21 protein-coding genes are annotated in these 25,808 nt (G+C 58.0%); 10 read left to right on the top strand and 11 right to left on the bottom strand.

Going from position 1 to position 25,808, the window contains the following annotated elements; all coding sequences use genetic code 11:
• Positions 1-62: 62 nt before the first annotated feature.
• On the bottom strand, positions 63-1,679 hold the full coding sequence (gene pvdP / locus GYN01_RS16240) for a pyoverdine maturation tyrosinase PvdP (protein ID WP_048399682.1): 1,617 nt from the start codon (positions 1,677-1,679) through the stop codon (positions 63-65).
• A gap of 226 nt (positions 1,680-1,905) precedes the next feature.
• On the opposite strand from pvdP, the gene dkgB reads away from it, so the two are divergent.
• Positions 1,906-2,709 carry a 2,5-didehydrogluconate reductase DkgB gene (gene dkgB, locus GYN01_RS16245; protein ID WP_048399684.1) on the top strand — a complete coding sequence of 268 codons (804 nt, stop codon included), beginning with the start codon at positions 1,906-1,908 and terminating at the stop codon, positions 2,707-2,709.
• 163 nt (positions 2,710-2,872) lie between these two features.
• Here dkgB and zapE read toward each other — a convergent pair whose 3' ends face one another.
• Entirely contained in the window at positions 2,873-3,991 is a 1,119-nt protein-coding gene (gene zapE, locus GYN01_RS16250) for a cell division protein ZapE (RefSeq protein ID WP_048399686.1), read from the bottom strand.
• Between the two features lie 305 nt (positions 3,992-4,296).
• Here zapE and GYN01_RS16255 point away from each other — a divergent pair, with 305 nt between their 5' ends.
• Positions 4,297-4,551, top strand: a complete 255-nt coding sequence (locus GYN01_RS16255; protein WP_048363645.1) for a DUF2790 domain-containing protein — start codon at positions 4,297-4,299, stop codon at positions 4,549-4,551.
• 297 nt (positions 4,552-4,848) lie between these two features.
• The gene (locus GYN01_RS16260; RefSeq protein ID WP_048399689.1) at positions 4,849-5,106 is read left to right on the top strand and encodes a DUF2790 domain-containing protein; all 258 of its coding nucleotides are present in this window, start codon (positions 4,849-4,851) and stop codon (positions 5,104-5,106) included.
• A gap of 142 nt (positions 5,107-5,248) precedes the next feature.
• On the opposite strand, the gene GYN01_RS16265 is transcribed toward GYN01_RS16260, so the two are convergent.
• A complete protein-coding gene (locus GYN01_RS16265; protein ID WP_048399691.1) occupies positions 5,249-5,530 on the bottom strand; it encodes a PepSY domain-containing protein in 282 nt (93 codons plus the stop codon).
• 164 nt (positions 5,531-5,694) lie between these two features.
• On the opposite strand from GYN01_RS16265, the gene GYN01_RS16270 reads away from it, so the two are divergent.
• The gene (locus GYN01_RS16270; RefSeq protein ID WP_203307457.1) at positions 5,695-6,696 is read left to right on the top strand and encodes a FecR family protein; all 1,002 of its coding nucleotides are present in this window, start codon (positions 5,695-5,697) and stop codon (positions 6,694-6,696) included.
• A gap of 67 nt (positions 6,697-6,763) precedes the next feature.
• Here GYN01_RS16270 and pvdQ read toward each other — a convergent pair whose 3' ends face one another.
• On the bottom strand, positions 6,764-9,052 hold the full coding sequence (gene pvdQ, locus GYN01_RS16275) for a bifunctional acylase PvdQ (protein ID WP_048399695.1): 2,289 nt from the start codon (positions 9,050-9,052) through the stop codon (positions 6,764-6,766).
• A gap of 265 nt (positions 9,053-9,317) precedes the next feature.
• On the opposite strand from pvdQ, the gene GYN01_RS16280 reads away from it, so the two are divergent.
• Positions 9,318-9,701 carry a hypothetical protein gene (locus GYN01_RS16280; protein ID WP_048363640.1) on the top strand — a complete coding sequence of 128 codons (384 nt, stop codon included), beginning with the start codon at positions 9,318-9,320 and terminating at the stop codon, positions 9,699-9,701.
• Here GYN01_RS16280 and GYN01_RS16285 read toward each other — a convergent pair.
• From GYN01_RS16285 to GYN01_RS16305, 5 genes are all read right to left on the bottom strand, one after another.
• Positions 9,698-9,886, bottom strand: a complete 189-nt coding sequence (locus GYN01_RS16285; protein ID WP_048363639.1) for a hypothetical protein — start codon at positions 9,884-9,886, stop codon at positions 9,698-9,700. The two genes, GYN01_RS16280 and GYN01_RS16285, sit on opposite strands and share 4 nt — an antisense overlap.
• A gap of 112 nt (positions 9,887-9,998) precedes the next feature.
• Positions 9,999-10,916 (bottom strand): LysR family transcriptional regulator, encoded by a 918-nt coding sequence (locus GYN01_RS16290; protein WP_203307458.1) that lies wholly within the window; start codon positions 10,914-10,916, stop codon positions 9,999-10,001.
• 161 nt (positions 10,917-11,077) lie between these two features.
• Positions 11,078-14,755, bottom strand: a complete 3,678-nt coding sequence (locus GYN01_RS16295; protein ID WP_203307459.1) for a translocation/assembly module TamB domain-containing protein — start codon at positions 14,753-14,755, stop codon at positions 11,078-11,080.
• Positions 14,752-16,479: an autotransporter assembly complex protein TamA gene (locus GYN01_RS16300; protein WP_203307460.1), complete on the bottom strand. Its 1,728-nt coding sequence runs from the start codon at positions 16,477-16,479 to the stop codon at positions 14,752-14,754. Before GYN01_RS16300 ends, GYN01_RS16295 begins: the two co-directional genes overlap by 4 nt.
• Before the next feature lie 63 nt (positions 16,480-16,542).
• Positions 16,543-17,193 (bottom strand): GNAT family N-acetyltransferase, encoded by a 651-nt coding sequence (locus tag GYN01_RS16305; protein ID WP_048399703.1) that lies wholly within the window; start codon positions 17,191-17,193, stop codon positions 16,543-16,545.
• 184 nt (positions 17,194-17,377) lie between these two features.
• Between GYN01_RS16305 and xthA the strand changes: the two genes are divergently transcribed.
• Together xthA and GYN01_RS16315 are read left to right on the top strand one after the other, a co-directional pair.
• Positions 17,378-18,190: an exodeoxyribonuclease III gene (gene xthA, locus GYN01_RS16310; RefSeq protein ID WP_048399706.1), complete on the top strand. Its 813-nt coding sequence runs from the start codon at positions 17,378-17,380 to the stop codon at positions 18,188-18,190.
• A 224-nt stretch (positions 18,191-18,414) separates the two neighbouring features.
• Positions 18,415-19,731, top strand: a complete 1,317-nt coding sequence (locus GYN01_RS16315) for a substrate-binding domain-containing protein (protein WP_203307461.1) — start codon at positions 18,415-18,417, stop codon at positions 19,729-19,731.
• A gap of 17 nt (positions 19,732-19,748) precedes the next feature.
• On the opposite strand, the gene GYN01_RS16320 is transcribed toward GYN01_RS16315, so the two are convergent.
• Positions 19,749-20,963 (bottom strand): acyl-CoA dehydrogenase, encoded by a 1,215-nt coding sequence (locus GYN01_RS16320; RefSeq protein ID WP_048363632.1) that lies wholly within the window; start codon positions 20,961-20,963, stop codon positions 19,749-19,751.
• Between the two features lie 153 nt (positions 20,964-21,116).
• On the opposite strand from GYN01_RS16320, the gene GYN01_RS16325 reads away from it, so the two are divergent.
• Genes GYN01_RS16325 through GYN01_RS16335 form a run of 3 tightly spaced genes read left to right on the top strand, consistent with a single transcriptional unit; the run spans position 21,117 to position 23,449 of the window.
• Complete coding sequence (locus tag GYN01_RS16325) at positions 21,117-22,082, top strand: LysR family transcriptional regulator (protein ID WP_048399711.1); 966 nt, start codon at positions 21,117-21,119, stop codon at positions 22,080-22,082.
• 26 nt (positions 22,083-22,108) lie between these two features.
• Positions 22,109-22,504 (top strand): MerR family transcriptional regulator, encoded by a 396-nt coding sequence (locus tag GYN01_RS16330; protein WP_048363630.1) that lies wholly within the window; start codon positions 22,109-22,111, stop codon positions 22,502-22,504.
• Between the two features lie 48 nt (positions 22,505-22,552).
• Positions 22,553-23,449: a hydroxymethylglutaryl-CoA lyase gene (locus GYN01_RS16335; protein WP_203307462.1), complete on the top strand. Its 897-nt coding sequence runs from the start codon at positions 22,553-22,555 to the stop codon at positions 23,447-23,449.
• 555 nt (positions 23,450-24,004) lie between these two features.
• Here GYN01_RS16335 and GYN01_RS16340 read toward each other — a convergent pair.
• Positions 24,005-25,678, bottom strand: a complete 1,674-nt coding sequence (locus GYN01_RS16340) for an AMP-binding protein (protein ID WP_203307463.1) — start codon at positions 25,676-25,678, stop codon at positions 24,005-24,007.
• Positions 25,679-25,808 lie beyond the last annotated feature (130 nt).

The raw sequence follows: 25,808 nt of genomic DNA on the forward strand, positions 1-25,808 counted from the left end.
CGCCCACATCGACACGCACTCAGGTAGGCCGCGACAACAACACATAGGCCCCGTCAGACCGCTTACGCCTTGACCGACAAATGCCGCGCATACCAAGGACGTCGCGGGACTTTGCGCAACAAATTGCCAAGGGTCTTTTCATCGCCAAAGGTAATACGCAATGCCAGCTTCATGGTTTCGGGGTCCATTTCAACCGTTTTGCCCATCGCCAGCCCCGGTGTCGTGCTGCACCCATGTGTTATTGGCCCAAGCCAGGGATCCTCCACTTCCACCCAGCGCCCCGGTGCAAACCAGGGCACGCCGTTGACCTCCTGACGCGTCAACTCGCCGGGATGAAAGCGCTGGTGAGCAGCAAACCAGTCTTCAAGGCGGTCATCGATCCAGCCGTGGAAACTCCAGAACACCGGGTTCACATGCGACGAAAACGGGTCGCCAAGAAAGTCGTTTTCAGGCACATACCAACGCGCCGAAAAATCGGCCGGATCTCGCGCAAAAGGCACCGGGGCGCCATTGGATGGATCGCGTGGCACCGAGGCCCAGCGCATGTGCAGCCAGTCGTGCAAACCCAACTCCACCTCTGACCCAAACTGGCCCAGGGTCAATGTCGACAGGTAACGCGGGTCGCGATAGCGCGATTCCCACACCTCGAAGTTGCTGTGAAAGGTTTCGGGCTGTTTGATATCACTCAGCCATTGGGTATAGACCGCGTCACCTTCCGCCAGCCAGGTCGGCGGCAAGGCACTGCCGTCATGGTTATCAAAATAACGGGCGAAACCCGCCCGGTCGCGTACAAGCTCTGGTTGCGGCAACGGAAAGGCCAGCCACGAAGGCAGGTCTTGCATGGAACGCGCCGTGCGCAGCATGTGCCGGTGCATAAAAAAGAAGTCCACCCCCGAACCGTTGCGGTCTTTACGCGGCCCCCGGGCGTCCCGCTCCTTGTCACGCTGACCGGGTTGCCAGCCGATACCGCGCAGGGCATTGCGCTTGTCCTCCGTCAGTTCATGCCAGGTATCGCGCGAAGCATGCCAGAGCTGGTGAAACAGGCGGTGCTCGGGCGACACCAGCCAGGCCAACAACGCAGGATTCAGGCCATTGCGCTCACGCGCTTCGGGAAACGTATGCTTGACGGCGACAAAACGGTTATCCAGCTCGGGCCATGCCAGCGCACGATCCAGGCGCTGCACCCGACCACTCAACGTGCCACTGCCCGCGTTGCCATACAGGCCCCACACTTCATCAAGACTGAAACTGAATTCGTAATCCGGCTGGCCCTGAGGCGCGTCACTGCGCGTAAGACGCCAATGCATCCGCTTGGCGTCGGGTTCGACCAGATCACCCAAGATGCGGTAACGCGGCGTCTGCGCGCTGTGCAAGACCTGCGCGGTGTCCAGAAAGCCACGCACCCCACGGCCACGCGGTGCAATATCCAGCCACACTTGCAGGTCATCCGCAGGCAAGCCTTCAAGCCCTGCGTCGCGGCCATCGAAACGGATTGTCCACACACCCCGCAGTTGATCCGCCAGTTGCTGCCCGGCGGTGTCCGCCAGGTCGACCGTCGCCTCGCCGGGCGTGATCGGGTCATCCACCCGCGTCAACTCGCGATGCCCATAGAACGCTGCTGGCGCCACTGCGCCGGTGATCGCTAAACCCGCGATGAACCCTCGTCGAGAAATCGTCATTGTCCTACCTGTCCCAGCCTGAATGCAGGCGTATCCAAGCTAGAACGTTTGTTGCGCGCTCAAATTTAGCCCCGCAGCCACAGCCAGATTTCAGGAACTCTCCCCTCCCGCTGAACTCAGTGATTCATGACCTGTGGTCAAGAGTGCTTTGTCTGATGCCGGGTTTTTCCCACGTATCAGGCCGAGGATACTCAGCCTCATTCTTACGACACCCAAGGAGTTATCCATGACAGTTCCAGCATTCGGCCTCGGTACATTTCGACTAAAAGGCCAAGTGGTGATCGACTCGGTAAAAAACGCCCTTGAACTGGGTTACCGCGCCGTGGATACCGCACAGATTTATGAGAACGAAGCCGACGTGGGCCAGGCCATTGCCGAGAGCGGCGTGGCCCGTGATCAGCTGTACATCACCAGCAAGATTTGGGTCAGCCACTTCAGCAAGGACGCGTTGATCCTCAGCCTCAAGGAAAGCCTGAAAAAACTGCGCACGGACCATTTGGACCTGACCTTGATTCACTGGCCATCGCCCAACAACGCAGTGCCCGTTGCCGAGTTTATGGGGGCGTTGCTGGAAGCCAAGCAACAGGGCCTGACCCAAGCAATCGGTGTGTCCAACTTCACCATCGCGCTGATGAAAGAAGCCATTGGCGCGGTGGGTGCCGAAAACATTGCCACCAACCAGATTGAGTTGCACCCGTACCTGCAAAACCGCAAGGTGGCCGAGTTTGCCAAAAGCCAGGGCATTCATATCACCTCGTACATGACTTTGGCCTACGGCGAAGTGCTCAAAGATCCGGTCATCAATGCCATTGCCAAGCGTCACAACGCAACGCCAGCACAGGTCACACTGGCGTGGGCCATGCAACTGGGCTACTCGGTGATTCCGTCCTCTACCCAGCGGGCAAACCTTGAAAGCAACCTCAAGGCGTGCGAACTGCGCTTGACTGAGCAAGACATGCAGCAGATTGCAGCCCTGGACCGCGGGCATCGCCTGACCGATCCGCAAAGCGTTGCGCCTGCATGGGATTAAACAGACCGGTAGTCACTGACGAGTAATGCGAGGCTGTGATCGGCGCCAGCGCCGTCGTAAGGCCATACGATCACGGTGTTTCAGATACGCCGCCATGATCACCTTCACGACCGCTTAGCGCCCGGTCGCAGCCTCGTGCCTCGCCAGCACCTACACAGAACACCTACTGCACGCCAAACCTCTGCAACTGCATCTCTTGCAAGCGACTCAAGGTACGGCGGAACGCAAAGGCCAGATAGCCCTGCGTGTACAACTGGTCCATGGGCACCTGCGCCTCAATGCACACCGCCACCTTGCGGTCGTAACACTCATCGATCAGCGCAATGAAACGCCGCACGCTGTCGTCATATTTGGACAGTTGCGGCAGTTCACGGTCGCCCGCCTCAACTTTTACCGCCCCATCTTCCGTACCCCGCGCGATTTTACCTTCACGCTGTTCGGCACTCAGGCATGGCACCTCGCTGAGCAAGATGACGCTGTACCGGTCACACATCTGCATAAATTCAGTGGCGGCCAGGGGCTGCTCGCACAGTTCGTGAAACGTACACCACAGCACGGTGTCGCTGGCAGACAGGGTTTTCAATACCCGATGCCCCACAGCAATCGGTTGCTCAGACACCACCTGCCCTTGGGTCAGACGCTGGAACAGCGGCCCCATCACGCTCGGTTGCCCCGCTGCCGTCAGCCAATAACGCTGCTCGGCAATCCCCGGATGCAATCGGTGATCCTGAGCACCGTCTACCGACACCACGGCCATATGTTTGACAATCGCGGTAATCGCCGGCGCAAACCGGTCGCGATTGAAACCCTCGCCATACAGCTGCTCCGGTGGCTGATTGGAGGTGCACACCAACACCACACCTTCCTCAAACATCACCTGAAACAGGCGCCCCAGGATGATCGCGTCACCAATGTCATTGACAAACAACTCGTCAAAACACAGCACTCGCACCTCTTGGGCCAAACCTTGCGCCAGTGCCTTGAGCGGGTCCTGAGTGCCAATGAGCTGAAACAGTCGCTGATGCACCCATTGCATGAAATGGTGAAAGTGCTGGCGTCGCGCTGGCACCGACACACTCTGGTAGAACTGATCCATCAGCCAGGTTTTACCGCGCCCCACCGGTCCCCATAAATACACGCCCCTGACCGGCTCAATGCCTTGGCTTAGTTGTTCGTGACAATGCTGCAACGCTTGCACCGCACGCCACTGAGCAGGGTCCTGGACAAATCCGTGCTGTGCAATGGCCCGTTCCCAGGCAGTGATGGGGGATTCAACATTCATACGATGACCGGCTCCTGAATCTGACGGGCCAGTATGCCAGCACGGCATCAGGCCGAGGCCCTTGAAACGCTGATCGACGTCACTACATTGTTACTCAAGCGGTAACAGAGCGTTTTGCCATCAAGTCTTTTTCAATCATTCAAACGGCGTAAACTTGGCGACATGCACTGAACCGCACTTGAAACTTAAACACGGAACTTCGTACGCACTCATTGACTACTTATTCGGGCGCGTAACTTCTACCCGCCTGCACGGCACATGAAGTCAGTCACTGTTCCTATTTGATTACTTTAGAGGCCACTCACATGAAACATCTGATCGCTTTATTACTGGCCGGCATAGCGACCACCGCCCTGGCCGGTGAAACAACCCCCACTTCGCAACCGACAGTTGAACACTATTCCTACGGAACAACGCTGGACATTGCCAATGTCATCAGTATGTCCAGCATCCCGAAAGTGTGCGAAGTGGTACCGGCGCAAATGACCTATGAAGACCATCAAGGCCAACGCCACACCGTCGAATACCAGGTCATGGGTGACGGTTGCAGCACTCACTAAACACAGGCCGTGCCCAAGGTTGCACGCACGGATGCGACCCCAAGCCCCCTCTTACGAGGGGGCTTTCTTTTGCACAAAATAAAAACAGCATTGTTACCATTCCAACAATACTTCTTGGCATTCTTTTGACTTTAATCAATGTATTGATTCGGTATCCTATGTTCATCCCTCGCTGAAACATTGAAACAGGGCACGGTACTTCGTGTTGCGCCACACGTCTTAAAAGGCGCAACAACTTCTCCCGCCAGCATGGCAATGGAAGTCAGTGATACGTGATTGTTTTAAGGTCTGAAAAAAATGAAAGGTTTTATCGCACTTGCTTTGATGGGTATTGCGACAGTGGCCGCCGCTGACGACGTTCAAGTTGCACAGGCCCAACCGGTGGTTGAACAGTACACTTACGCCACTGACCTGGACGTGGCCCACGTGATCAGCGTGACCCCGACTGCCGATGTATGTGAAGTGGTGCCGGCGCACATGATCTATGAAGACCACCAGGGTCAGCGTCACATTCTTGAGTACCGGGTCATGGGTAACGGCTGTTCCAACGGCTGAGCTAGTCAACAACGATAATGCTGCACACCAAGCCTGCGTTGAACGCGGGCTTTTTTATGCAGCCGTGGTGACCAAGTGATGCCCGGCCCTGCAATGGCAAGACCGGGCGAAAAGCGCTCGCAAGCGATTCAGGTAGCGAGAATCAGTCTTTCTTCTCGGAAATCACTTTGCCCGTGTGATCAAACGTGGTTTCGACTTCGACTTCCACTCCATTGATTTTCTTCACGCCTTCCGCTTTCCAGATACCGGTAGCCGGATTCTCCAGTTCAATTTTTTTAATGGTGACGTAGCCATTCTTGGTTTTGAGGACTTCAACCGCTTCTTTGGAGAACGCCCAGTTCGCATCGGGTGTAGCAGCCATCGCAGCGCCAGCGCTCAACACAACAGCAGCAGTGATTGCAGCAGCAAAGGTTTTCTTCAACATTGTCTTAACTCCATTAATTGATGTTGCGTCTGTTACGTAGGTTGCCGCAGTAAACGTAGCAGAGAAAAAAACCTCCATGATGGGTAAATGACATGCTTTTGACATACCTCATGTTCTCGTTCGCTCTAGCACAGGGTTAGAATGCACAAAACCAGGAAGAGCCAATGAGCGAAACACGCCTCACCGAAGCCCAATACGATGCCATCACTGAAGCGGCTGCCCAGTGGTGTATGCGTTTGCATGAGCCTGATTGCACTGACCGGGAACGTGAAGCTTTCGCTGTGTGGCTGAACGCTGACCCACTGCATGCGTTTGAATATGAGGCCATGCTCGACATCTGGGATGTCAGCGAGCACCTGCCACGCCCCGAGCCTATAGGGGCACACGTGGTGCAACTGCCCCACGTGGCGCGGCGCAGCACCTGGCAAAAATACGCCACGGCAGCGGCCATCACCCTGCTCGCGGTGCCTGTGGCAGCGTACAGCGGCTGGGAACTGGGCTGGGTGCCCAATGCCTATGAGCGCCATCAGGCCGATGCCCAATTGCAAACCGTGACCCTGCCAGACGGCAGCCAGGTGGAGCTGAACCTGGGCACACAACTCACGTATGCCAACTACAAAGACCAACGTCGCGTCACCCTGAGCAAAGGCGAAGCCTTTTTCAAGGTGAGTCACGATGTCTCACACCCGTTCATGGTGCAGGCTGCTGAAGGCCGGGTGCGCGTGACCGGCACCCAGTTCAATGTGTGGATGTACGAAGATCAGGTCAAAGTCACGCTGCTGGAAGGCTCAGTGCTGGTCACCAGCAACAAACAACTTAGCGGTGACGGCTTGCGCCTGGAACCGGGCATGCAAGCGCGATACAAGGCTGGCGACTATACCCCGCAAATCAGCCAGACCTATGCCAACGCACCGGATCTGGCGTGGCGCAATGGCAAATTGGTGCTCGATAACCTGACACTGGCTGACGCCTTGCCCATGATCAACCGTTACCTGGGCACGCCGTTGGTACTGGCAGATTCTGCCACCCGCCAATTGCGCATCGGTGGCGTATTCAACACCCAAGAAATCAACAACCTCGTGACCTCCCTGCCCAAAGTGTTGCCGGTGTACCTGAGCGTGAATCAGGACGGTAACCCCGTGCTCAACGCCCTGCCGCGGGGCTGATTGAACACCGTTCCCCCGCGCCGTTGACACAGGCTGCGGCAGCCTGCGTCGGGCGTGTGCAGAGTATTTATTGACGAATGTGCGTCAGCTCATAGTTAGGGTCGGCCTTGATCTGCGCCTCAGTGAAGGGCAGCGTTTGCCATTGTTTCTTCGAGAACGCCCGGGTTTGATCCCGCACATGTTTTGACGCCGGGTCGCTGGAAATCGAAAACGCCAGCATCCCTTGCGCCTGTGGCCCCTGCTCGTCAAACGTGACCGTTTGCAGGTAGCTGGTGCCGCTGACGACCTCTTGCTGTCCGCCTTCACCCGGCACGCTTTGCATGGCGTTGTAGACACCCAGTACCGCAGGGCCACCGTGAATCGGCGTACGCTGGCCGCCACTGTTGACGCCCTGAATCTCACCCCACGTCGTGTCGGCACTCAACCCTGCTTGCGCCACCTGCGCCGCCGACGCTTTGAGCGCGTCATGCACCGCCTGACGTACCGCCGGATGATCGATGTTCAAACCTCGCGGTGTATGTTGCGGGTCTGCGGGGTTGAACGACACGCGCCACACGTCAGGCACTTCAAACAACTGCGCCATAAGGTGCTGGAAATGCACCAGCCCCATGCCGCTGTCCAGATTCGCCTGCTGATCCCATGCCTTGAGGCTGGCGCACACCGCTGCCGGCGTGGCCTCACGCTCACCTTCACACACCTCAAGGATGTCCGGCATGACTTGCCCGGCCAGGTACACCCGGTTGTCCATCACCATGCCTTGCAAGTCCGATACACCGAGGGCACCGGGCTGGCTTAACCGCTGAAGAGCAAAGCGTGCTCGCGGCCCCAGTGGCTGGCCCTCTTGACTGATCAGCGGCGAAAAACCGCTCAACGGTGCCAGAGGGTTGGCCATCCAGGCGGAGTCGTTGGAATGCTGCACGTAGTCTTTGCGACGCAGTTGCGGTAACTGGCTCGCCGGATAAATGCCTTGTTGTGCCGCGCTGGCGTCAACCGTCCACGCACAGGCACTGCGACTACCATCGAGCACGATCATCTCCAGCCCCACCCGTGGGTCGCTGCACGCGGCCAATTTGGCCTGGTCGACATACGGCACCACGGACAGGTTCATGTACAGCGCCTGCCCTTTGTCATCCACGGCCAGGGTGTTGACCCACGGGATGCCTTGAATCTTGTTCACCGACGCTTGCAAGGCAGCGACGCTGTCCGCCTGATTCATCGCGTACCACTGCTGCAATACGCGATCGTTGCCGAGGTTCGCATCACGCAGGCTAAAGGCCACGTTATCGTCCCAGTCCAGCTTGCCCGGCCATTGCACAATCGGCCCGAACACTGAACTGTAAATAACCCGCGACTGAGGCTTGAGGCTGCCATCGGCCTGCTTGACCTCAACGCTGACGGTGTGCTCTTGCAGCGGGTAAGAATTGCCGTCCAGCAGATAACGGGTCGGGTCATGCGGGTCGAGGGCTAGCCGGTACAGGGTGAAGTGCTTTGAAGTGTCGACCGTGTGGGTCCAGGCCACGTGCTGGTTGAAACCGATGTTGATCAACGGCAGACCGGGCAGCGCGGCGCCCATCACGTCAAGCTTGCCGGGGATGGTCAATTGCATCTCATAAAAGCGCATGCCGCCTACCCACGGAAAATGCGGATTGGCCAGCAACATCGCCCGCCCGGTCTTGGAACGCTCACTGCCGATAGCCACTGCGTTGCTGCCACGCTCCAGCGCAAAACGCTGCATGCGTTGCTCAGCCACTGCAAAGCTCTTGCTGTGCTGAGCCCATTGCGCCGTGGCGCGTGGCGGCGTTGCGCCCACCAGCGCTTGCGCAAACTGACCCACGCCCCCCTCGACCAACAGGCGACGGGTCAACTTGACCAGATCCCGAGTCGTGAGGGGCCGCACCGAGGGATTGTCACATTGCGCAGGCAGACCGTTGCGCTCGCTGAGCTGGCGGTTGTAACCGGCCACATACCCCTCAATCAAATCTCGCACCTGCGGCGTTTGCGCCAGCCAAAAGGCATCGACCGCCTGCGGGGTATTGAGCCACTTGAAAAAAATGTCGCTGGACAGGTTGTCGCGCTCCTCCAGGGTCAACGCGTCAGGCCCGAAGTATTTAGAGCGCTCACCGTTCACCGTGACCACCTCATTGGCCAGTAAACACAGGTTGTCCTGGGCATAGGCATAACCAATGCCATATCCCAGGCCACGCTCATCGGCGGCCTGAATATGCGGTACACCAAAGGTGGTGCGGCGAATGTCGGCACTCACGTCTTTGGCCGGGGTCTGAGCCAGAGCAGAAACACTCAGCCCAAGACACAGCCCTGCAACACACGCTTTGCTCAATGACCTGAAAATAATCACGCGCACTCCTGCTCGTTCAATATAAATGCCCGTTGCGCACCATGGGGGCGCCGCCACCGGGCATGTGCCTGCACTAAAGACGAAGCACATTAAAAAAAATTAATCGCCGTTAAAAACCTGACTACAAAGCGGCTTGGGTCCAATCAAACGTATTTGACGACAAATTTTCTACATCCAAATGTTCATGATTTCGGCGGCTCATTCGTCTAGTACCTTAAGAGCCGTTTTTATTTTCCTGATCAGGCTCTGATAAGGAGTTATTTGCATGCACAACTCGCAAATGCCAGCGGACGGTCATCAACAACGCAAATCAGCTTTTCAGCCCGACAACGGGTTGCTGGAGGCACAGGTGCAGTTACACGGCAATGAACGTATTCGTCATTTACTTAAATGTTTTGGGCTGCGCACCAGCCTGGTGCGGCTCAAGGTCATCGACGCGCTGTTAACCGCCGCCGGCAATGATCGTCGACTCGGGGTGCGCGGCATGCACAGCCATTTACAAGCGCTGGATATCCCGCTGTCTTTTCTCAGTGTGCGCGAAGTGCTCAAGCGCCTGTGCAGCGAGGGGGTGGTGGTGCTCAACAGCGACAAGAGCTACAGCCTGCATCCGCAGGCCGAAGCTGTTTTGACGGGGCAGATCGACGCTTAGATTTTGGTTTTGCGGCGCATGACGCCGTTGATGACTACCACAATCACTGCCACGCCGATGGCGACGTACTGAAACATCTTCTCGGAGATCATGCCGGCGTTCTGCATGTACGAAAGACCAAACATGATCCCCAGTACAACCAGGGAGATCAAAATCGAGTATTTCAAGCGCTGCGAAGGAGTCATTGCCTGTTCCTGAAAAAATGGGACTTGAATCAAAGCCAAAAGGTGCACATGCGTAGGGTCTACGGGTAAGCCCACCCTCAACGGTGGGCCATGTTACAACCGCACATGGGTTTTAGCTCGTCATCTGGCGACAAAATCCGCTACCCGGTCGAGCACACACAGCCACCAACCAGTCAACAAAGACGCGCACCCGTGGGGATAACTGGCGATGTGGCGGGTATAACGCGGTCAGCGCCAAAGGCGGCGGCAAGCATTCACTGAGCACTTCTTGCAAGCGCCCCTCACGCACCCATTGGGCCACATGATAATGCGGCGCCTGCACCAAACCATAACCGGCCACACACGCTGCCAAATACCCTTCAGCACTGTTAACCGACACCTGTTTGGCCAAGTTGATCAACTGCACGTCTGGCCCTTGCTGAAACTCCAGCCCGTAACGTTTTCCCGACACGCCAGAGAAATACTCCACCATCAGATGCCCACTCAAATCGGCCACCGTGTGCGGTATACCGCGAGCACGCAAATAGTCGGGACTGGCGACAGTCACTTGGTCCATCAGCACCAAGGGCCGGGCCACCAGCGAATCATCCACGGTCAAACCGGCGCGAATCGCGCAGTCCACACCTTCACGAATCAAATCCACCGGGCGGTCGTTAAGCCCGATTTCCAGCGCTATCTGCGGATAACGCTGGGTGAACTCAGGCAGCGCAGGCAGCACCACCAGACGCCCCACCGCTGCGGGCATCTCGACCCGCAGCGTGCCGTTGGGTTGGCTTGCGCTGAACACCCCTTCGGCCTCTTCAAGGTCTGACAACACGCTGACGCAACGCTGGTAATACGCGGCGCCGTCCAGCGTCGGGCTGACCTGACGCGTGGTGCGATGCAACAGTTGCACGCCCAAGTGCGCTTCCAGTTGTTTGATCAGCACCGTCACTGAAGCACGGGGCATTTGCAGGCTGTCGGCGGCTTTGGCAAAACCGCCCAGCTCGACGATACGGGTAAAGACGCGCATCGCGTTGAATCGGTCCATATCCCCTCGCTTGGCTGGCATGGATGAGTGGGGTCATCCAGACAGTGACGCATCATTCTTGCGGGCTTCACATTCGCGCTGGCTGGGCCAGTTCCTACCAACCTGCAGGAACTGACGCGTCAAGCGAGGCTGTGATCGGCGGCGTCGCTGAGTCTGGCGTTTTAAAAATCGCGTTTATAGAAGATATCCAGCGAGCTGGCAAAGCCGCTGGCCACTTCCACGTACACCCGCTTGCTCAGTTTGTAGCGCAACGCAATGGTGCTCGCTGGTTCAAACACGCCCACGCCATACCGCACACTCAAACGTTCGTTGATCTTGCCGCTGGCAACCACGGCGGTGTTGTCGCCGCTGCCCTCCGTGTCCAGTTCAAAGTCCTTGATACCCAAATGGTTAGCGAGGCCAGAGGTAATGCCTGCACTGCCCATCAACCCCAGCCCCAAGGCTGCCTGGGCCAGCATGTTGTTGTCTTCCCCGGTGCCCGACAACGGACGCCCCAGGATCAAGTAAGACAACGCTTGCTCTTGGCTCATCGCCGGTTCCGAGAAGATTTGCGTGGTCGGCTGTTCAGCGCTACCGCTCAGGCGGATGCCCGCGATCACATCATCTGTCTGGCGAATCGCTTCAATGTCCAGATACGGCTGGGCAATCGGCCCGGCAAACAATAGCCGCGCACGGCGAATGGTCAGGCGCTGGCCATACGCACGGTAACGGCCATTGTTCAGGCGCAGTTCGCCGCGTGTATCGAGGTTATTGCCAATATGCACCTGGCCCGCCAAATCGGCGTTCAGACCAAACCCGGAGAACGTCAGCCGTTCTTGCCCCACCACCACGTTGATGTCCATGTCGACCACCATCGGCACTTCGCCCTCAGCCACCTGCTGACCGACGATCACGGTGTCATCCGAAACCTTGACCGTGGACGGCGGCAGTTCGCGAACAGTGATTTCACCTTTTGGCACGTTGACCGTACCGGCAATCAACAGAGTGTTGTTTGCGTTCAGCGTGATGTTCAGATCGGGCGCCACGTCCAGCTTGGCGTACGGCTCCACCGTCACCGGCAAATGATTGCCCTTGACCAGCACGTTGACGGCCACCGTCTTGCCCCATGCCACGTCACCACTGATGCTGCCCTGCCCTTGCGGGCCGCTGGTCCAGCCGCCGTTGAGTTGCGCGGTTTCGCCGACGATGTTGGCCGTCAGTTGCAGGTTTTCAAAGTTGGTCGGTAACTGCGGGCCGGAGATTTCACCGCCAGTCAGCGCCACCTTGCCGTTGATCGAGGGCGCGAGCAAACCGCCCGAAATGCTCCCCGCACCATTCAACTGCCCGGTGAGCTTTTCCACCATCGGCACAAACGGACGGATCACCGACACATCCAGCCCCGAGAGGCGGAACTCGCCGCTCACCGGTTTGCTTGTGGGCAACGGATTGATGCGTGCGTTGAGCATCAATTGCCCGAGCTTGCCGCCATTGAATTCAAACTGTGTGTCGACCCGGCTGGGCGTCAGGTGACTGGTCAACTTGAAGGTCTGGTACGGGAAGGCCAGCCACTGACCTTTGTCTTTGATACGCAAGGTGCCGCCGCTGGCGTCCACCACCACCTGACCTTTAGGACCGCTGGCCGGCACGTCCATCAGCACGTCGGCGTTGAGTTGGCCTTGCCACTGAAAGTCGTTGGGCAACCACTGCGCCAGGCTGTCGAGGGGGAATTGCTTCAGGTGCAAACGCAATTTTGGGTCGGGCATCAAGCGCTGATCTTCCGCGCACAAACTGGCAGGCCCGGACATCCAGCACTGCGCGCCCAAGGTGATACGGCCATCGGCCAGCCGCTCCAGACGCGCCGGGTTTTGCAGCACCCAGCTCTGGCCGCCCGCCTTGACGCCCCCGCTGAGCAAACGCCCGCGCCAGTTGTCTTTGTCCAGCCCCCCCTCCAGCGCCAGCCCCAGTTGCAGCATCGGCCCTTGCAACGCCAGTTTCAGTTGTTGGCGCTTGAGGTCACCGCTGCCATTGGCTGTCAGTACGCCCAGTTGTGTGTCGCCGGTCTGAATCCCACTGCCTTTGAGGTCAATTCGCCCGTTTTGATTGCGATCCAGCGAGGCATCTAGCGTCAGGTTTTGCAGGTGATTGTCGGCAAAGGCCAATTGCTGACCTGTAAGTGCCACCTTGCCTTGCGGTGCCTTGAGCGTACCGCCTACATCAACCCGACCTTTGAGCTGACCGCGCAGATCCGGCCACAGCTGACCCAAACGCGGCAAGTTCAGATCCAGTTGCGCCTTGAGTTGCTGCTGCACACTGGCACTGCCGTTGATGCGGTTATCGCCCAGGCGAATGTCCAGAGCGCTCAGGGTGAAATCTTCGCCAGCGCCTTGAGCCTTGGCTTGCAAGACGGCGGGCAAGCCGCGCAAACGGCCTTTTAAATCAAGATCGGCATTGAGTTCAAGGCGCTCATTTTTGAACGAGCCGGTGCTGCGCAACGGGCCACCCAGGTTACCCGGCAGCTCGGCGACCCAATACGCCGGGTTGATGGCGCTCAAGTCCAGTGCGGTGTCCCACGCCACGCCCTCGGCGAACTGCACGTTGACGTGGCCCTGCGCCTTGCCTTGCCCGGCGACCAGTTGCAGTTGCGGCAAAAATATTTTGCCCAGATCACCACTGAACGGGCTGGCCAGACTGAACGCCCCGGCCGGGCCATCCAGATCGGCTTTGAAATGGCCCAAATAGTTGCCATCGGTGTAAGACACTTCGCCCTTGAAAGTGCGCAGGTCTACATCGGGCTTGGCAATCAGCGGGTACAGGGTGTGCCACGGAAACTTAAGCCAGTCGATAGTGGCGTCGGCCTTCAAGCCTTCTTGCCAATCCACTTGCCCGGACAGTTTCAAACGTTGCTCGGGGCTAACGGTTAAATCCAGCGCCGAGATTTGCGCCCCCTTGGCATCCACCCGGCCTTTGAGCACCAGACTGACCGGGGCTTTTTCAGCAGGCAGGCTGGCGCTGCCGTTCAGCACATAACCGGCCTTGAGATCACCTTTGGCGCTCAATACGAGCTGGTTGACTTGCAGGGTATCGGGCAACTGCGGGCTGGCTTTGAACGCCTCAGACGTGAGGCTGATCTGCGCGGGCAAGTTCTCGGCCAGTGGCTGCAATTGGCCCTTTAACTGTGCGTTGAGATACCCCGTGCTATCGGCGGTCAGGTTCAGTGAAGTACGCACATCACCGTCGACCTTCAGCGCCAGCGCCCAGGGTTTGTCTTTATCGGGAGATGGCAGGTTGATAGCGCCCTGCAAGGTCAAAGGCCAATCGCCATTGGGTTGCAACAGGCCAGACAACTCGACGCTCAAATCCTCGCGGTCTACGTGCACCGAGTCGATCTGCAAGCCCTTGGGCGTCCACTGCGCCGCCATCTGCAAGCCCTTGAGCTGCTCGATACCGTTGAACAACACGTTGCCGACCTTGATCACGCCGACCTCGATGGACAGCGGCAGTTTCAGCTCCGGCAGGCTGACCGGCCCGCTGCTGCTGTCTTCGCCGGGCGGAAATTGCAGGCTCACGCGCTCTGCCTGCAATTGATCGACACACAAGGTCAGGCGCGTCAGGCACGCGGGCGACCAGGCAAAAATCGGCCGCTCCACTTCCACACGGCTGCTGCCTTGCTCCCACAACAGATGATCGGCACTCCACTGGCCACCCAAACGACCGGCAAAGTTGTCGATCTGTAAACCCGGCACCTGGCCCAGCACCCAGCGGCTGCCCGCTTGTGTACCCAGCACGAGGCCCAGCGCCAGCAGCACTGTCAGCAACAAGGCCAGCAACACCAGACCCGCTATTTTCACACCACGAATCACAGTTCTGGCCCCATGGAAAAGTGCAAACGAACGCCGCCATCGTCATCCAGCGCATGAGCCAGATCGAGACGGATCGGGCCAACCGGCGAAATCCAGCGAATACCCATGCCCACCCCGGTTTTTAAACTGGGGAAGTCGAGACTGTTGAACGCGTTGCCTTTGTCGACAAAGGTCGCCCAGCGCCATTTTTCGGCGAACTGATATTGATACTCGACGCTGCCCGCCACCATGTAGCGGCCACCGATACGGTCGCCATCAGAGTTCTTCGGCGACAGGCTCTGATAGTCATAGCCGCGCACGCTTTGGTCGCCACCGGCAAAGAAACGCAGGGACGGCGGGATCGACTTGTAACCGTTGGTGGCGCTGCCGCCAAACTGAACCCGGCCCAAAAAGCGGTGTTTGTCCCACAACGTAGTCAGCGCTTTAAATTGCGCATTGCCGTGCAACAAGTTGGTGTCCGACATCAGCCCTTCCTTGGCCACTTGCGCATCCAGCGACACGCTGTAGCCGTGGGTAGGATCAATGCGGTTATCGCTGCGCAGTACCGAATAGCTGACACCGGGCATTAATAAGGTGCTCAGGCCCGAGTCATCGCCCAAACGGTATTCTTCGTGCTGCCACTTGAGCGAGACAATGCGCGTCCAGCCGTTGTCCAGTTTGCTGTGCCACTCCGGGCCGACTGTCAGCAACTTGCTCAAGGTGTCGGTATTGGCGATTTCTTCGTACTGATAACCGGCTGCAAAACGCAGTTTGTCGGTGAGCGGCGGATCAAGCGGGATGTCATACCAGGCGCCGACGTTTTGCTTGGGCTGGGAAATTTCGGACTCAAAACCGTAACTGTCGCCACGGGCGTTGTCCCAGTGGCGCATCCAGCTGGCCTTGCCGCGCGGCCCGGTATCGGTCGAGTAACCCAGGCCCAGCGTCATGGTGCGTGGCTTGCGAGTGTGCAGCTCAACGTCGACTGGAATCACTTGCCCCACTGCCGTGCTGGGCGCGGCATCAACGCGCACCACTTCAAAATAACCGCTCGATTGCAGGTTTTGATTAAGCTCGTTCACCAGCTGCGAGTCATAGGGCGTATCCGGCTTGAAAGGCACCATGCGTTGCAACAGCACCTCATCAAACGGCGTGTCGCCACCAAAACTGACCTTGCCGAGCAAAAAACGCGGCCCGCTGCGGTAAACCAGATTGATATCGGCGTAGCCGCCCTTGGGGTCGACCAGCAGTTCGTGCTTGATAAATTGGCCATTGAAAAAACCGTAACGCAGCGCCCGGTTCTGGATCATTTGCTTGGCGCTTTCGTAATCGCCCTGATTGAGCACCGCCCCCGGTTTGAGGTCGTCACTGGCGGGGATCTGAAAGGCCTTGAGCGAAGCGGCCTCACCTTCGACGCGCACGTTGACGTTACGCAGATGCACCGGCTCGCCGGGATCAATGCTCAACACCAAACGCGGCGGATCACCGGGTTTAACTTCGCTGTCAATGGTGGGGTTGTAATAACCCAAGGCTTGGGAGGCTTTGAGGGCTTGCTCTTGCGCACCGCGTTTGAAGCGCAACAAGGCCGCCTCGTCACGATCGCCGAGGCTGCCTATATAGCCTTCCACGTTGGCCTTGAGGGCGCTATTGGCGGGTTTGACCTTAACCACCAGCTCGCTTTGCGCAAAGGCTGCAAAGCTGCTGAGCAGCAGGACCACACCACTGGTAAATCTTCCTGGAAACGTCATAGGCGCGGATGCTAACACGGGCAAGGAACGTCATAGAGCCTGCCTAAGGTGAGAAGTTCGCCCTTAAGCCGTTGCTGTATGTAACACCTGCGGGTTGGCGTGAAAAAACACGTGCTCGCGCACCGGCCCGACGGCCACTTCGCCAATCTCGACGTAACCCTGTTTTTTGTAAAACGCCAGGTAACGCGGATTGCCGGTGTCGAGCACCACGCCTTCGGAGTGCTCATCCTCGGCACACCAGTTGTGCACCGCCTCAAGCAACTGCTCGCCATAATGCTGGCCTTGAAACTCCGGGTGAATCCCCAACAACGGCAGCATATGCACCGCATCACCCGGCACGCACGCCAACACCGCCTGATGGTATTCCAGATAACGCCGGGTACAGCGCAGCCCTGTGCTCAGCACCATGCGCAATTGCCAGGCCCAGCTTTCGGTGATGTCCAGACGCCGCAGCGGCGGTGCGATCAGGGCAATGCCGACCAGCCGATCATTGACCAGCAGCCCAAGCCCTGGCCGATCCTGCAAAAAATGCTGTTTGACCAACTCGCGAACGGTTGCCCGCACCCGCTGCTCATAGCCCCTGCGATCAGCATCGAACAGATAGCGAAACGTCGGCTCATGCCGATAAGCCTGATACAGCAACGAACGCGCTTCGCGTGAATACCCCCCATCGAGCAGTTGAATCTCGCCTATGGCATTCGACGTTTGCGTCATGACGTTCAATCTCCCTGGCGGCGCTTGGATGGCGGCGCTTCTAGTGAGTACGAGCCCCCGAGAGCCACAACAGTTCAATCATGGCTACATGCAACCTACGTTAGCAGCGCATTTGCCCTACTGCACGCTGGCCGCTTGCGCGCCAGTCCGCTAGCATCGCAGTTTTGCTCTGGACTGCCCGCCCATGAAAATTGTGTCATTCAACATCAACGGCCTGCGCGCTCGGCCCCATCAGCTGGCAGCGCTGATTGAAAAACACCAGCCCGACGTGATCGGCCTGCAAGAAACCAAAGTCAGCGATGAGCAGTTCCCCTTCGCCGACATTGAAGCCCTGGGTTATCACGTGCATTTCCACGGCCAGAAAGGCCATTACGGCGTTGCCCTGCTGTCGCGTCAGGCGCCCCTGAGCATCCATAAAGGCTTTGCGAGCGATGAAGACGACGCTCAGCGGCGTTTTATCTGGGGCGAATTCGCGGATGAAAATGGCCAGGCAGTGACTGTCATGAATGGTTATTTCCCACAAGGTGAAAGCCGCGATCACCCGACCAAGTTCCCTGCCAAGCAGCGGTTCTACCGTGACTTGCAGCAGTTGCTCGAAAGCCAATTCAGCAACGAACAGCCGCTGGTGGTGATGGGCGACATCAACATCTCACCGCAAGATTGCGACATCGGCATCGGCGAGGTTAACGCCAAGCGCTGGCTGAAAACCGGCAAGTGCAGCTTCTTGCCTGAGGAGCGCGAGTGGATGGAACGCCTCAAGGGCTGGGGGCTGGTCGACAGCTTTCGCTACCTCAACCCGGACGTGACAGACCGTTTCAGCTGGTTTGACTACCGCAGCCGCGGCTTTGAAGACGAACCCAAACGCGGTTTGCGCATCGACGTGATTCTGGCCTCTAAGGGCCTGGTGCCACGCATCAAAGACGCGGGCGTCGACTACGACCTGCGCGCCATGGAAAAACCCTCGGACCACGCACCGATCTGGCTGGAACTGAGCTGAACCGCTCGCAGCCTCGTGCCTCGTCAGTGCCTACAAAACGTTGGCGCATAACCCGTAGGAACTGACGAGTAAGGCGAGGCTGTGATCGGCGGCAAAGTCGTCGTAAACCCCTTCAACCCACAGCGTCAGATACGACGCGCCGGGTTCAGGCGGGCTGTCATCGCACTGCAATCTTTCTGACTTAAATTGCTGGCACGTTTATGGCCCCAGGAAGGTCGCCGCTGATGCTGCGTTTTATGTCATGGATCATGCTGTGCGCCGTGACGGGCCTGGCCCTCGCCGCACCAGTGGCTGACTTGAGGATTCAAGGCTCCAACACCATAGGTGCCAATCTGGGCCCGGCGCTGGTGGCTGCCATGCTCGCTGCGCACGGCGTGCGCGACATTCATAGCGTGCCAGCCCCCACTCCCAACGAGCACACGCTGATGGGCACTGATGCCCAAGGCCAACCCGTGCGGGTGGACGTTGCCGCCCACGGCTCAGGCACCGGATTTACCGCGTTAAACGACGAGCACGCCGATGTGGTGGCCTCTTCGCGCCCGATCAAGGACCACGAACTGGTGGAACTCGAACGCCTCGGCGACCTGAAAAGCCCAGAGGCTGAACAGGTGATTGCCATCGACGGTTTGGCCATCATCGTGCACCCGCGCAACCCGCTCACGACCTTGAACACCGAACAACTGGCGCAGGTCTTCAGCGGCAACATACAGACGTGGGAAGCGTTAGGCGGCGTCGGCGGGAGCATTCATTTATATGCGCGGGACGATCAGTCAGGCACGTGGGAGACCTTCAAGGAATTGGTGCTCAGCCGCGCGGGGCTACGGTTGAGCGCAGCCGCCAAGCGCTTCGAGTCCAGCGAGCAGTTGTCCGATGCTGTCAGCCAGGACCCGCAAGCCATTGGTTTCATCGGTTTGCCCTACATCCGCGAAGCCAGGGCTGTCGCCATTGTCGATGGGGCTTCGCAGCCGATGCTGCCGCTTAACAGCCTGATCGCCAGCGAAGATTACCCGCTGTCGCGACGCTTGTACTTTTACCTGCCACCTGCCGCGAATAATCCTTGGGCTAAAGCGCTGATTACCTTCACCCAAAGTGCTCAGGGCCAAGCCATCGTCGCGCAAAACGGTTTTGTGGCGCAAAGCGTGGTGGCCGACAGCGTGCTGCCCGGCCCACACATGCCGCAGGACTATCAGGCGCTGACCCAACAGGCACAGCGTTTGTCAGTCAACTTCCGTTTTGAGGAAGGCAGTGCGTCGCTGGACAACAAGGCGCGTCAAGACTTACTGCGTGTTGTGGACTATCTGCAACGTCACGCAAAACTCACCAAGCAGGTGACGCTGGTAGGCTTTGGCGATGCCAAGGACAACCCCGAGCGTGCGCAATTGCTGTCAAAACTGCGGGCAATGGCGGTGCGCCGTGAGCTGGTGAAAAACGGCGTGATCCTGCGCGAAATACGCGGTTATGGCGCACAAATGCCCGTCGCGACCAACACCGAAGATGAAGGCCGCCTGAAGAATCGTCGCGTTGAGGTGTGGGTGTATTAGCACCAGCCTCCTAGCCGTTACTTCGATAACGGGGCGTACTTGTCCAGCTCACACTTGCCCACGGCCGCGCGGTGTACTTCATCCGGGCCGTCGGCCAGGCGCAGCGTGCGCTGCATGGCATACATATACGCCAGCGGGAAATCCGCACTGACCCCCGCCCCGCCATGCAACTGGATCGCCCGGTCAATCACTTTCAACGCCACGTTCGGTGCCACGACCTTGATTTGCGCAATCTCGCTTTTGGCCACTTTGTTGCCCACGGTGTCCATCATGTACGCCGCTTTCAAGGTCAGCAGGCGCGCCATGTCGATCTCCATGCGCGAATTGGCGATCTTGTCGATATTGCCGCCCAAGCGGGCCAGGGGTTTGCCAAAGGCGCTACGCGCCAGCGAACGCTGGCACATTAACTCGAGCGCTCGCTCGGCCATGCCGATTGAACGCATGCAGTGGTGAATCCGCCCAGGTCCAAGCCGCCCTTGGGCAATTTCAAACCCGCGGCCTTCACCCAGCAGCACGTTTTCGTAAGGCACCCGCACGTTGTCGAACAGCACTTCGCCATGACCGTGAGGCGCATCGTCGTAGCCGAACACTGGCAAGGGACGTACGATTTTTACCCCCGGTGTGTCGACCGGCACCAGGATCATGGAGTGCTGCTGATGGCGCGGGTTGTGCGGGTTACTCAGCCCCATGAAAATCATGATTTTGCAACGCGGGTCGCAGACGCCGGAGGTCCACCACTTGCGCCCGTTAATCACCCACTCGTCGCCCTCACGCACGGCACTCGCCTGCATATTGGTGGCATCCGACGACGCCACCTCCGGCTCGGTCATGGCGAACGCCGAACGAATCTCACCGCGCAGTAAAGGCTCCAGCCACTGTTGTTTCTGTTGCGCATTGGCATAGCGCACCAGCACCTCCATGTTGCCGGTGTCGGGCGCCGAGCAATTGAACGGCTCGGAGCCGAGCATGGAACGCCCCATGATTTCGGCCAGCGGCGCGTACTCAAGGTTGGTCAGCCCCGCGCCCTGTTCTGAATCCGGCAAAAACAGGTTCCACAGCCCCTCGGCTTTGGCTTTGAGCTTCAAGGTTTCCATGATGGCGGTTGGCTGCCACCGATCACCTTCAGCCACCTGTTGATCGAAAATCGCCTCTGCCGGGTACACATAAGCGTCCATAAACGCCGTAACACGCTCACGAAGAGCCTGAACTTTAGGGGAATAAGCGAAATCCATGACTGGCTGCCTTTACCGGGAATATGGGAAGTATCACCCGATGCTAATTCAGCGCCCCATCATTTACCCGGCCTATTGACAGCGTGTATTACCATTCATAAGCAATATATGATTCAGTGCTGCCAGCCCCCTCAATAACAAGAGTTGCCCCGCATGAACTTGAACAAGGTCGATCTCAATCTGTTTGTCGTCTTCGATGCGATCTACACCGAGGCCAACCTGACCCGCGCCGGGCAGATAATCGGCATCACTCAGCCTGCGGTGTCCAATGCATTGGCCCGTCTGCGCGAGAGCTTCAACGACCCGCTGTTTGTGCGCACCGCCCAAGGGATGGTGCCCACGCCCATGGCACAAAACATCATCAGCCCTGTGCGCAGCGCGTTGGCGTTATTGCGCGTATCAGTGCAGGAAAGCCGCACCTTCAACCCCTTACAAGCCAACAAAACCTTTCGCATCAGCATGACCGACCTGACAGAAGCCGTGGTTTTGCCACCGCTGTTCCAGCGCTTGCGCAAGCAGGCTCCGTCGGTGGTCATTGAAAGCTTTTTAGCTCATCGACGTGAGACCACCAGCGACCTGGCGGCAGGACGTCTGGACTTTGCCATCGACGCGCCGCTCAACACTGACCCGCAAGTGCGTCACGTCAAGTTGATGGAGGACCGCTATGTGTGCGCCATGCGCGCCGGGCATCCGTTGGCCAGTCAAGCCAGCCTCAGCCTGGACGCGTATTTGGCGCTGACCCACATTCATATTTCTACGCGCCGTAACGGGTTGGGCCAGGTCGATCTGGCGCTGGGCAAAATGGGCCTGCAACGCAAAATCACCCTGCGCTCGCAGCATTACTTGATGGCCTCCAATGTGTTGCATCACACCGACATGGTCATGACCGTGCCCGAGCGGTTCGCACGGCGCAATGCGTTGCATTTTGTGGCGTTGCCACTCAACGAGATGCCCAACGTGGAAACCCATTTGTATTGGCACGAAAGCACCGAGCAAGACCCGGCCAACCGCTGGATGCGCGAATTGTTGATTGAGGTGTGTCAGCAGCAAGTGGCTCAGGAAAAGAAAGTGCTGGCGGCGAGCTTGCTTGACGTAAACGTCAACCAACCATTAGCTTAATCACACGATTTCTCCAGAGCGCGCCCATGAGCAGCCAGACATACAGTATTTCCGACCTTGCCCGCGAACTGGACATCACCACCCGTGCCATTCGTTTTTATGAAGAACAAGGGCTGCTCGCGCCTGAGCGCCGGGGCCAGGAGCGGGTGTATTCAGCGCGTGACAAAGTCAGCCTTAAATTGATTCTGCGCGGCAAGCGCATTGGCTTTTCGTTGGCCGAATGCCGCGAGTTGATTGAGCTGTACGACCCGACCAGCGGCAATCAAAAGCAGCTGACCAGCATGTTGGCCAAAATCGCCGAGCGCCGTGAACAACTGGAGCAACAATTGCTGGATATTCAGCAGATGCAGTTGGAGCTGGACACGGCGGAAGAACGTTGCACGCAGGCGCTGGAGCACACCATCAAAAGTCAGACGGCCTGACATCTGCCCTTCGCGAGCACGCTCGCTCCTACACAAACCGGTGACCCCATGACACTTCCTACCCATGTGCGCCTGATAGAAGTCGGTCCGCGTGACGGCCTACAAAACGAAGCCCAGCCCATCAGCGTGGCCGACAAGGTGCAGTTGGTTGACGCGCTGACTGATGCAGGGCTCGATTACATCGAGGTCGGCAGTTTTGTCTCGCCCAAATGGGTGCCGCAAATGGCGGGTTCGGCCGAGGTCTTTGCCCATATCCAGCGCAAACCCGGCGTGGTGTATGGCGCACTGGCGCCCAACATGCGCGGTTTTGAAGACGCCGTAGCCGCCGGGGTCAAGGAGGTCGCCGTGTTTGCCGCCGCCTCCGAAGCGTTTTCACAACGCAATATCAATTGCTCGATCAGTGACAGCCTGACGCGTTTTGTCCCGCTGATTGAAGCCGCACACCAGCATGGGATTACCGTGCGCGGCTATGTGTCCTGCGTGCTCGGCTGCCCCTATGAAGGCAACGTGCCGGCGCAGCAAGTCGCCGCCGTGGCTAATGAGTTGTATGCCATGGGCTGTTACGAGGTTTCGCTGGGCGACACCATTGGCACGGGCACGCCCACGGCCACGCGCGCACTGTTTGAAGCTGTGACTGCCTACGTGCCGCGCGAAAAGCTCGCCGGGCATTTCCATGACACTTACGGCCAGGCACTGGTGAATATTTACGCCAGCCTGCACGAAGGCATTGCCGTGTTTGACAGCTCGATCGCAGGCCTTGGTGGCTGCCCCTATGCCAAGGGCGCCAGCGGTAACGTCGCCACTGAAGATGTGCTGTACATGCTCAACGGCATGGGCATTGAAACCGGTGTCGACATGGACAGGCTGCTGCTGGCCGGTGAGCACATCTGCCGTGTGTTGGGCCGTGTTACCGGCTCGCGCGTCGCGAAAGCGCGCCAGGGCTGAAAAGTGTGCCGCAGTGTTACCGAGCGGTAACCCACACGAGTAACAAGGAAACAAACCGGCCCCTCAAGGGGCCGGTTTTTTTCATCAAAAAAAATAAACTATTGATTTATAACGATTTTTAAAAGTTGGCACGGCTTCTGCTATCTCTATGGCATAACAAAAATAAAAAGTGCAGCAACATAATAAAAACAATACGAAACGACTCTGACATAACAAAAACAACACGGCAGAGACGCAGCTAACAGATTTTTTTGGAGAAGATTTACTTTTCCGAGGAGCCATAAGCCACCTCGCAACCGGGCTGAGAATAATAAAACTACCTTCAGGTAGCACCCGTTCAGGTTGGATCACAGGTGTGATAGCCGGTGATAAAAGTGGATCAGCGCTCAAAAAAATACGTTTGCTCTTGATCCCGGATGGGGATCGCAAAAACAGCAACAAAGGGCCACGGTTCCAAAAACAACAACAGACCGCCCCTCAATAATAAAAAAAGAGCACGCAACGACACGTTAAAGGGGAGCTTCGGCTCCCCTTTGTGTTATCTGCAATGACCCTTTACCCCTCCCCAAGCTCTTGAATGCTGATTTCACGCATCTTGAATTTCTGTATTTTGCCTGTCACGGTCATGGGAAATGCTTCTACAAACTTGAAGTGACGCGGCGTTTTGAAGTGTGCGATGCGCGATTTGCACCAGGTTTGCAGCTCCAGTTCGTTAGCCGTATGACCGGGGTGAAATTTGATCCAGGCCACCACTTGCTCACCGTATTTGGCGTCTGGAATGCCCACTATCTGCACATCTGCAACGGCCGGATGGGTGAAGAAAAACTCCTCCAGCTCACGCGGGTAAATGTTTTCTCCGCCGCGAATAATCATGTCTTTGTTACGCCCGACGATGCAGACATAGCCGTTTTCATCCATGTGCGCCAAATCACCTGTGTGCAGCCAGCCCTCGCTATCAATGGCTTGATCCGTCGCCTGCGGGTTGTTCCAGTAACCGAGCATTACGCTGTACCCGCGCGTGCACAACTCGCCAATCTCACCACGGGCAACCACTTCGCCCTGCGCGTCAATCAGCTTGTTTTCCAAGTGTGGCTGGGTGCGGCCCACGGTGGTCACACGCAATTCCAAGCCATCCGCAGGACCGGTCTGTATCGACACCGGGCTGGTTTCAGTCATGCCATAGGCAATTTGTACCTCCCCCATGTGCATGTCGCTGATCACCCGGCGCATCACTTCAATCGGGCAGGTGGCCCCAGCCATGATGCCGGTGCGCAAGCTCGACAGGTCAAAATCGGCCCGTTGAGGATGATTGAGCATGGCGATAAACATGGTGGGCACGCCGTATAACGCGGTGGCGCGCTCTTGAGCAACCGCTTGCAGGGTCAGGCCAGGGTCGAAGGCGTCAGAGGGGTAAATCATGGTGGTGCCGTGGGTGACGCAGCCCAGATTGCCCATCACCATGCCAAAACAATGGTAGAGCGGCACCGGAATCACCAGCCGGTCTTGAGCCGTCAATCCAAGGCTTTCACCCACCATGTAGCCGTTATTCAAGATGTTGCGATGGCTGAGGGTCGCCCCCTTGGGGAAGCCGGTGGTGCCCGAAGTGTATTGAATATTGACCGGGTGTTGAGGCTGCACAGCGGCCTGGCGGGCATGCAAGTGTGCGGCGCTGACACCCGCCCCCAGCACGGCCAGCTGTGCCCAGGGGATAAACCCGGCGGGGGGCTGCGCCCCCAGACTGATCACCGCGCGCAAGTCACCAAAACGTTCGCTGTTGAGGGGGCGCTGCGCCAGCTCAGGCACCAGCGTCTGCACCATGGCGTGGTAGTCCGAGGTTTTGAACGCCTGCGCGCACACCAACCACTGACACGCCGATTGTTTGAGCACGTACTCCAGTTCAGAAAGCCGGTACGCGGGATTGATATTGACCAGAATCACGCCGATGTGAGCGCTGGCAAACTGGCAAATAAACCATTCCAGGCAGTTGGGTGCCCACACACCCAGCCGGTCACCCGCTTGCATCCCCAGCGCCATAAAGGCTTTGGCATGCAGATCGACCGCGTGCGCCAATTGCTGCCAGGTCAATCGTTGCTGTTGATGAAGCACAATCAGCGCCTCACCGTCAGGGTAACGCATGCACGTTTGATCGAACGCCTGGCCAAGGGTCAGGCTCAGCAGGGCTTTGTCCTGTGCGCCCTGGCTGTAACTGGGGACAGATGGCAACTTCATGGCAACTCCTCTTGTGATTATTGTCGGGAGCATGAGCACGGTGCGCGCAAGCGCCGTCTCAAGGTGAAGAATAGACACTCACTCTGGCTTAAGTTGACGTTAACGTAAAGGTCATTGACAGCCCCTGACG

Origin of the sequence: Pseudomonas weihenstephanensis (assembly GCF_016812185.1) — a bacterium.
Classification (GTDB): domain Bacteria; phylum Pseudomonadota; class Gammaproteobacteria; order Pseudomonadales; family Pseudomonadaceae; genus Aquipseudomonas; species Aquipseudomonas weihenstephanensis.

Excerpts from the sequence above, each read along its gene's own strand:
- pvdP (WP_048399682.1), bottom strand. The coding sequence starts at position 1,679 with ATGACGATTTCTCGACGAGGGTTCATCGCGGGTTTAGCGATCACCGGC.
- dkgB (WP_048399684.1), top strand. The coding sequence starts at position 1,906 with ATGACAGTTCCAGCATTCGGCCTCGGTACATTTCGACTAAAAGGCCAA.
- zapE (WP_048399686.1), bottom strand. The coding sequence starts at position 3,991 with ATGAATGTTGAATCCCCCATCACTGCCTGGGAACGGGCCATTGCACAG.
- GYN01_RS16255 (WP_048363645.1), top strand. The coding sequence starts at position 4,297 with ATGAAACATCTGATCGCTTTATTACTGGCCGGCATAGCGACCACCGCC.
- GYN01_RS16260 (WP_048399689.1), top strand. The coding sequence starts at position 4,849 with ATGAAAGGTTTTATCGCACTTGCTTTGATGGGTATTGCGACAGTGGCC.
- GYN01_RS16265 (WP_048399691.1), bottom strand. The coding sequence starts at position 5,530 with ATGTTGAAGAAAACCTTTGCTGCTGCAATCACTGCTGCTGTTGTGTTG.
- GYN01_RS16270 (WP_203307457.1), top strand. The coding sequence starts at position 5,695 with ATGAGCGAAACACGCCTCACCGAAGCCCAATACGATGCCATCACTGAA.
- GYN01_RS16280 (WP_048363640.1), top strand. The coding sequence starts at position 9,318 with ATGCACAACTCGCAAATGCCAGCGGACGGTCATCAACAACGCAAATCA.
- GYN01_RS16285 (WP_048363639.1), bottom strand. The coding sequence starts at position 9,886 with ATGACTCCTTCGCAGCGCTTGAAATACTCGATTTTGATCTCCCTGGTT.
- GYN01_RS16290 (WP_203307458.1), bottom strand. The coding sequence starts at position 10,916 with ATGGACCGATTCAACGCGATGCGCGTCTTTACCCGTATCGTCGAGCTG.
- GYN01_RS16300 (WP_203307460.1), bottom strand. The coding sequence starts at position 16,479 with ATGACGTTTCCAGGAAGATTTACCAGTGGTGTGGTCCTGCTGCTCAGC.
- GYN01_RS16305 (WP_048399703.1), bottom strand. The coding sequence starts at position 17,193 with ATGACGCAAACGTCGAATGCCATAGGCGAGATTCAACTGCTCGATGGG.
- xthA (WP_048399706.1), top strand. The coding sequence starts at position 17,378 with ATGAAAATTGTGTCATTCAACATCAACGGCCTGCGCGCTCGGCCCCAT.
- GYN01_RS16315 (WP_203307461.1), top strand. The coding sequence starts at position 18,415 with ATGCTGCGTTTTATGTCATGGATCATGCTGTGCGCCGTGACGGGCCTG.
- GYN01_RS16320 (WP_048363632.1), bottom strand. The coding sequence starts at position 20,963 with ATGGATTTCGCTTATTCCCCTAAAGTTCAGGCTCTTCGTGAGCGTGTT.
- GYN01_RS16325 (WP_048399711.1), top strand. The coding sequence starts at position 21,117 with ATGAACTTGAACAAGGTCGATCTCAATCTGTTTGTCGTCTTCGATGCG.
- GYN01_RS16330 (WP_048363630.1), top strand. The coding sequence starts at position 22,109 with ATGAGCAGCCAGACATACAGTATTTCCGACCTTGCCCGCGAACTGGAC.
- GYN01_RS16335 (WP_203307462.1), top strand. The coding sequence starts at position 22,553 with ATGACACTTCCTACCCATGTGCGCCTGATAGAAGTCGGTCCGCGTGAC.
- GYN01_RS16340 (WP_203307463.1), bottom strand. The coding sequence starts at position 25,678 with ATGAAGTTGCCATCTGTCCCCAGTTACAGCCAGGGCGCACAGGACAAA.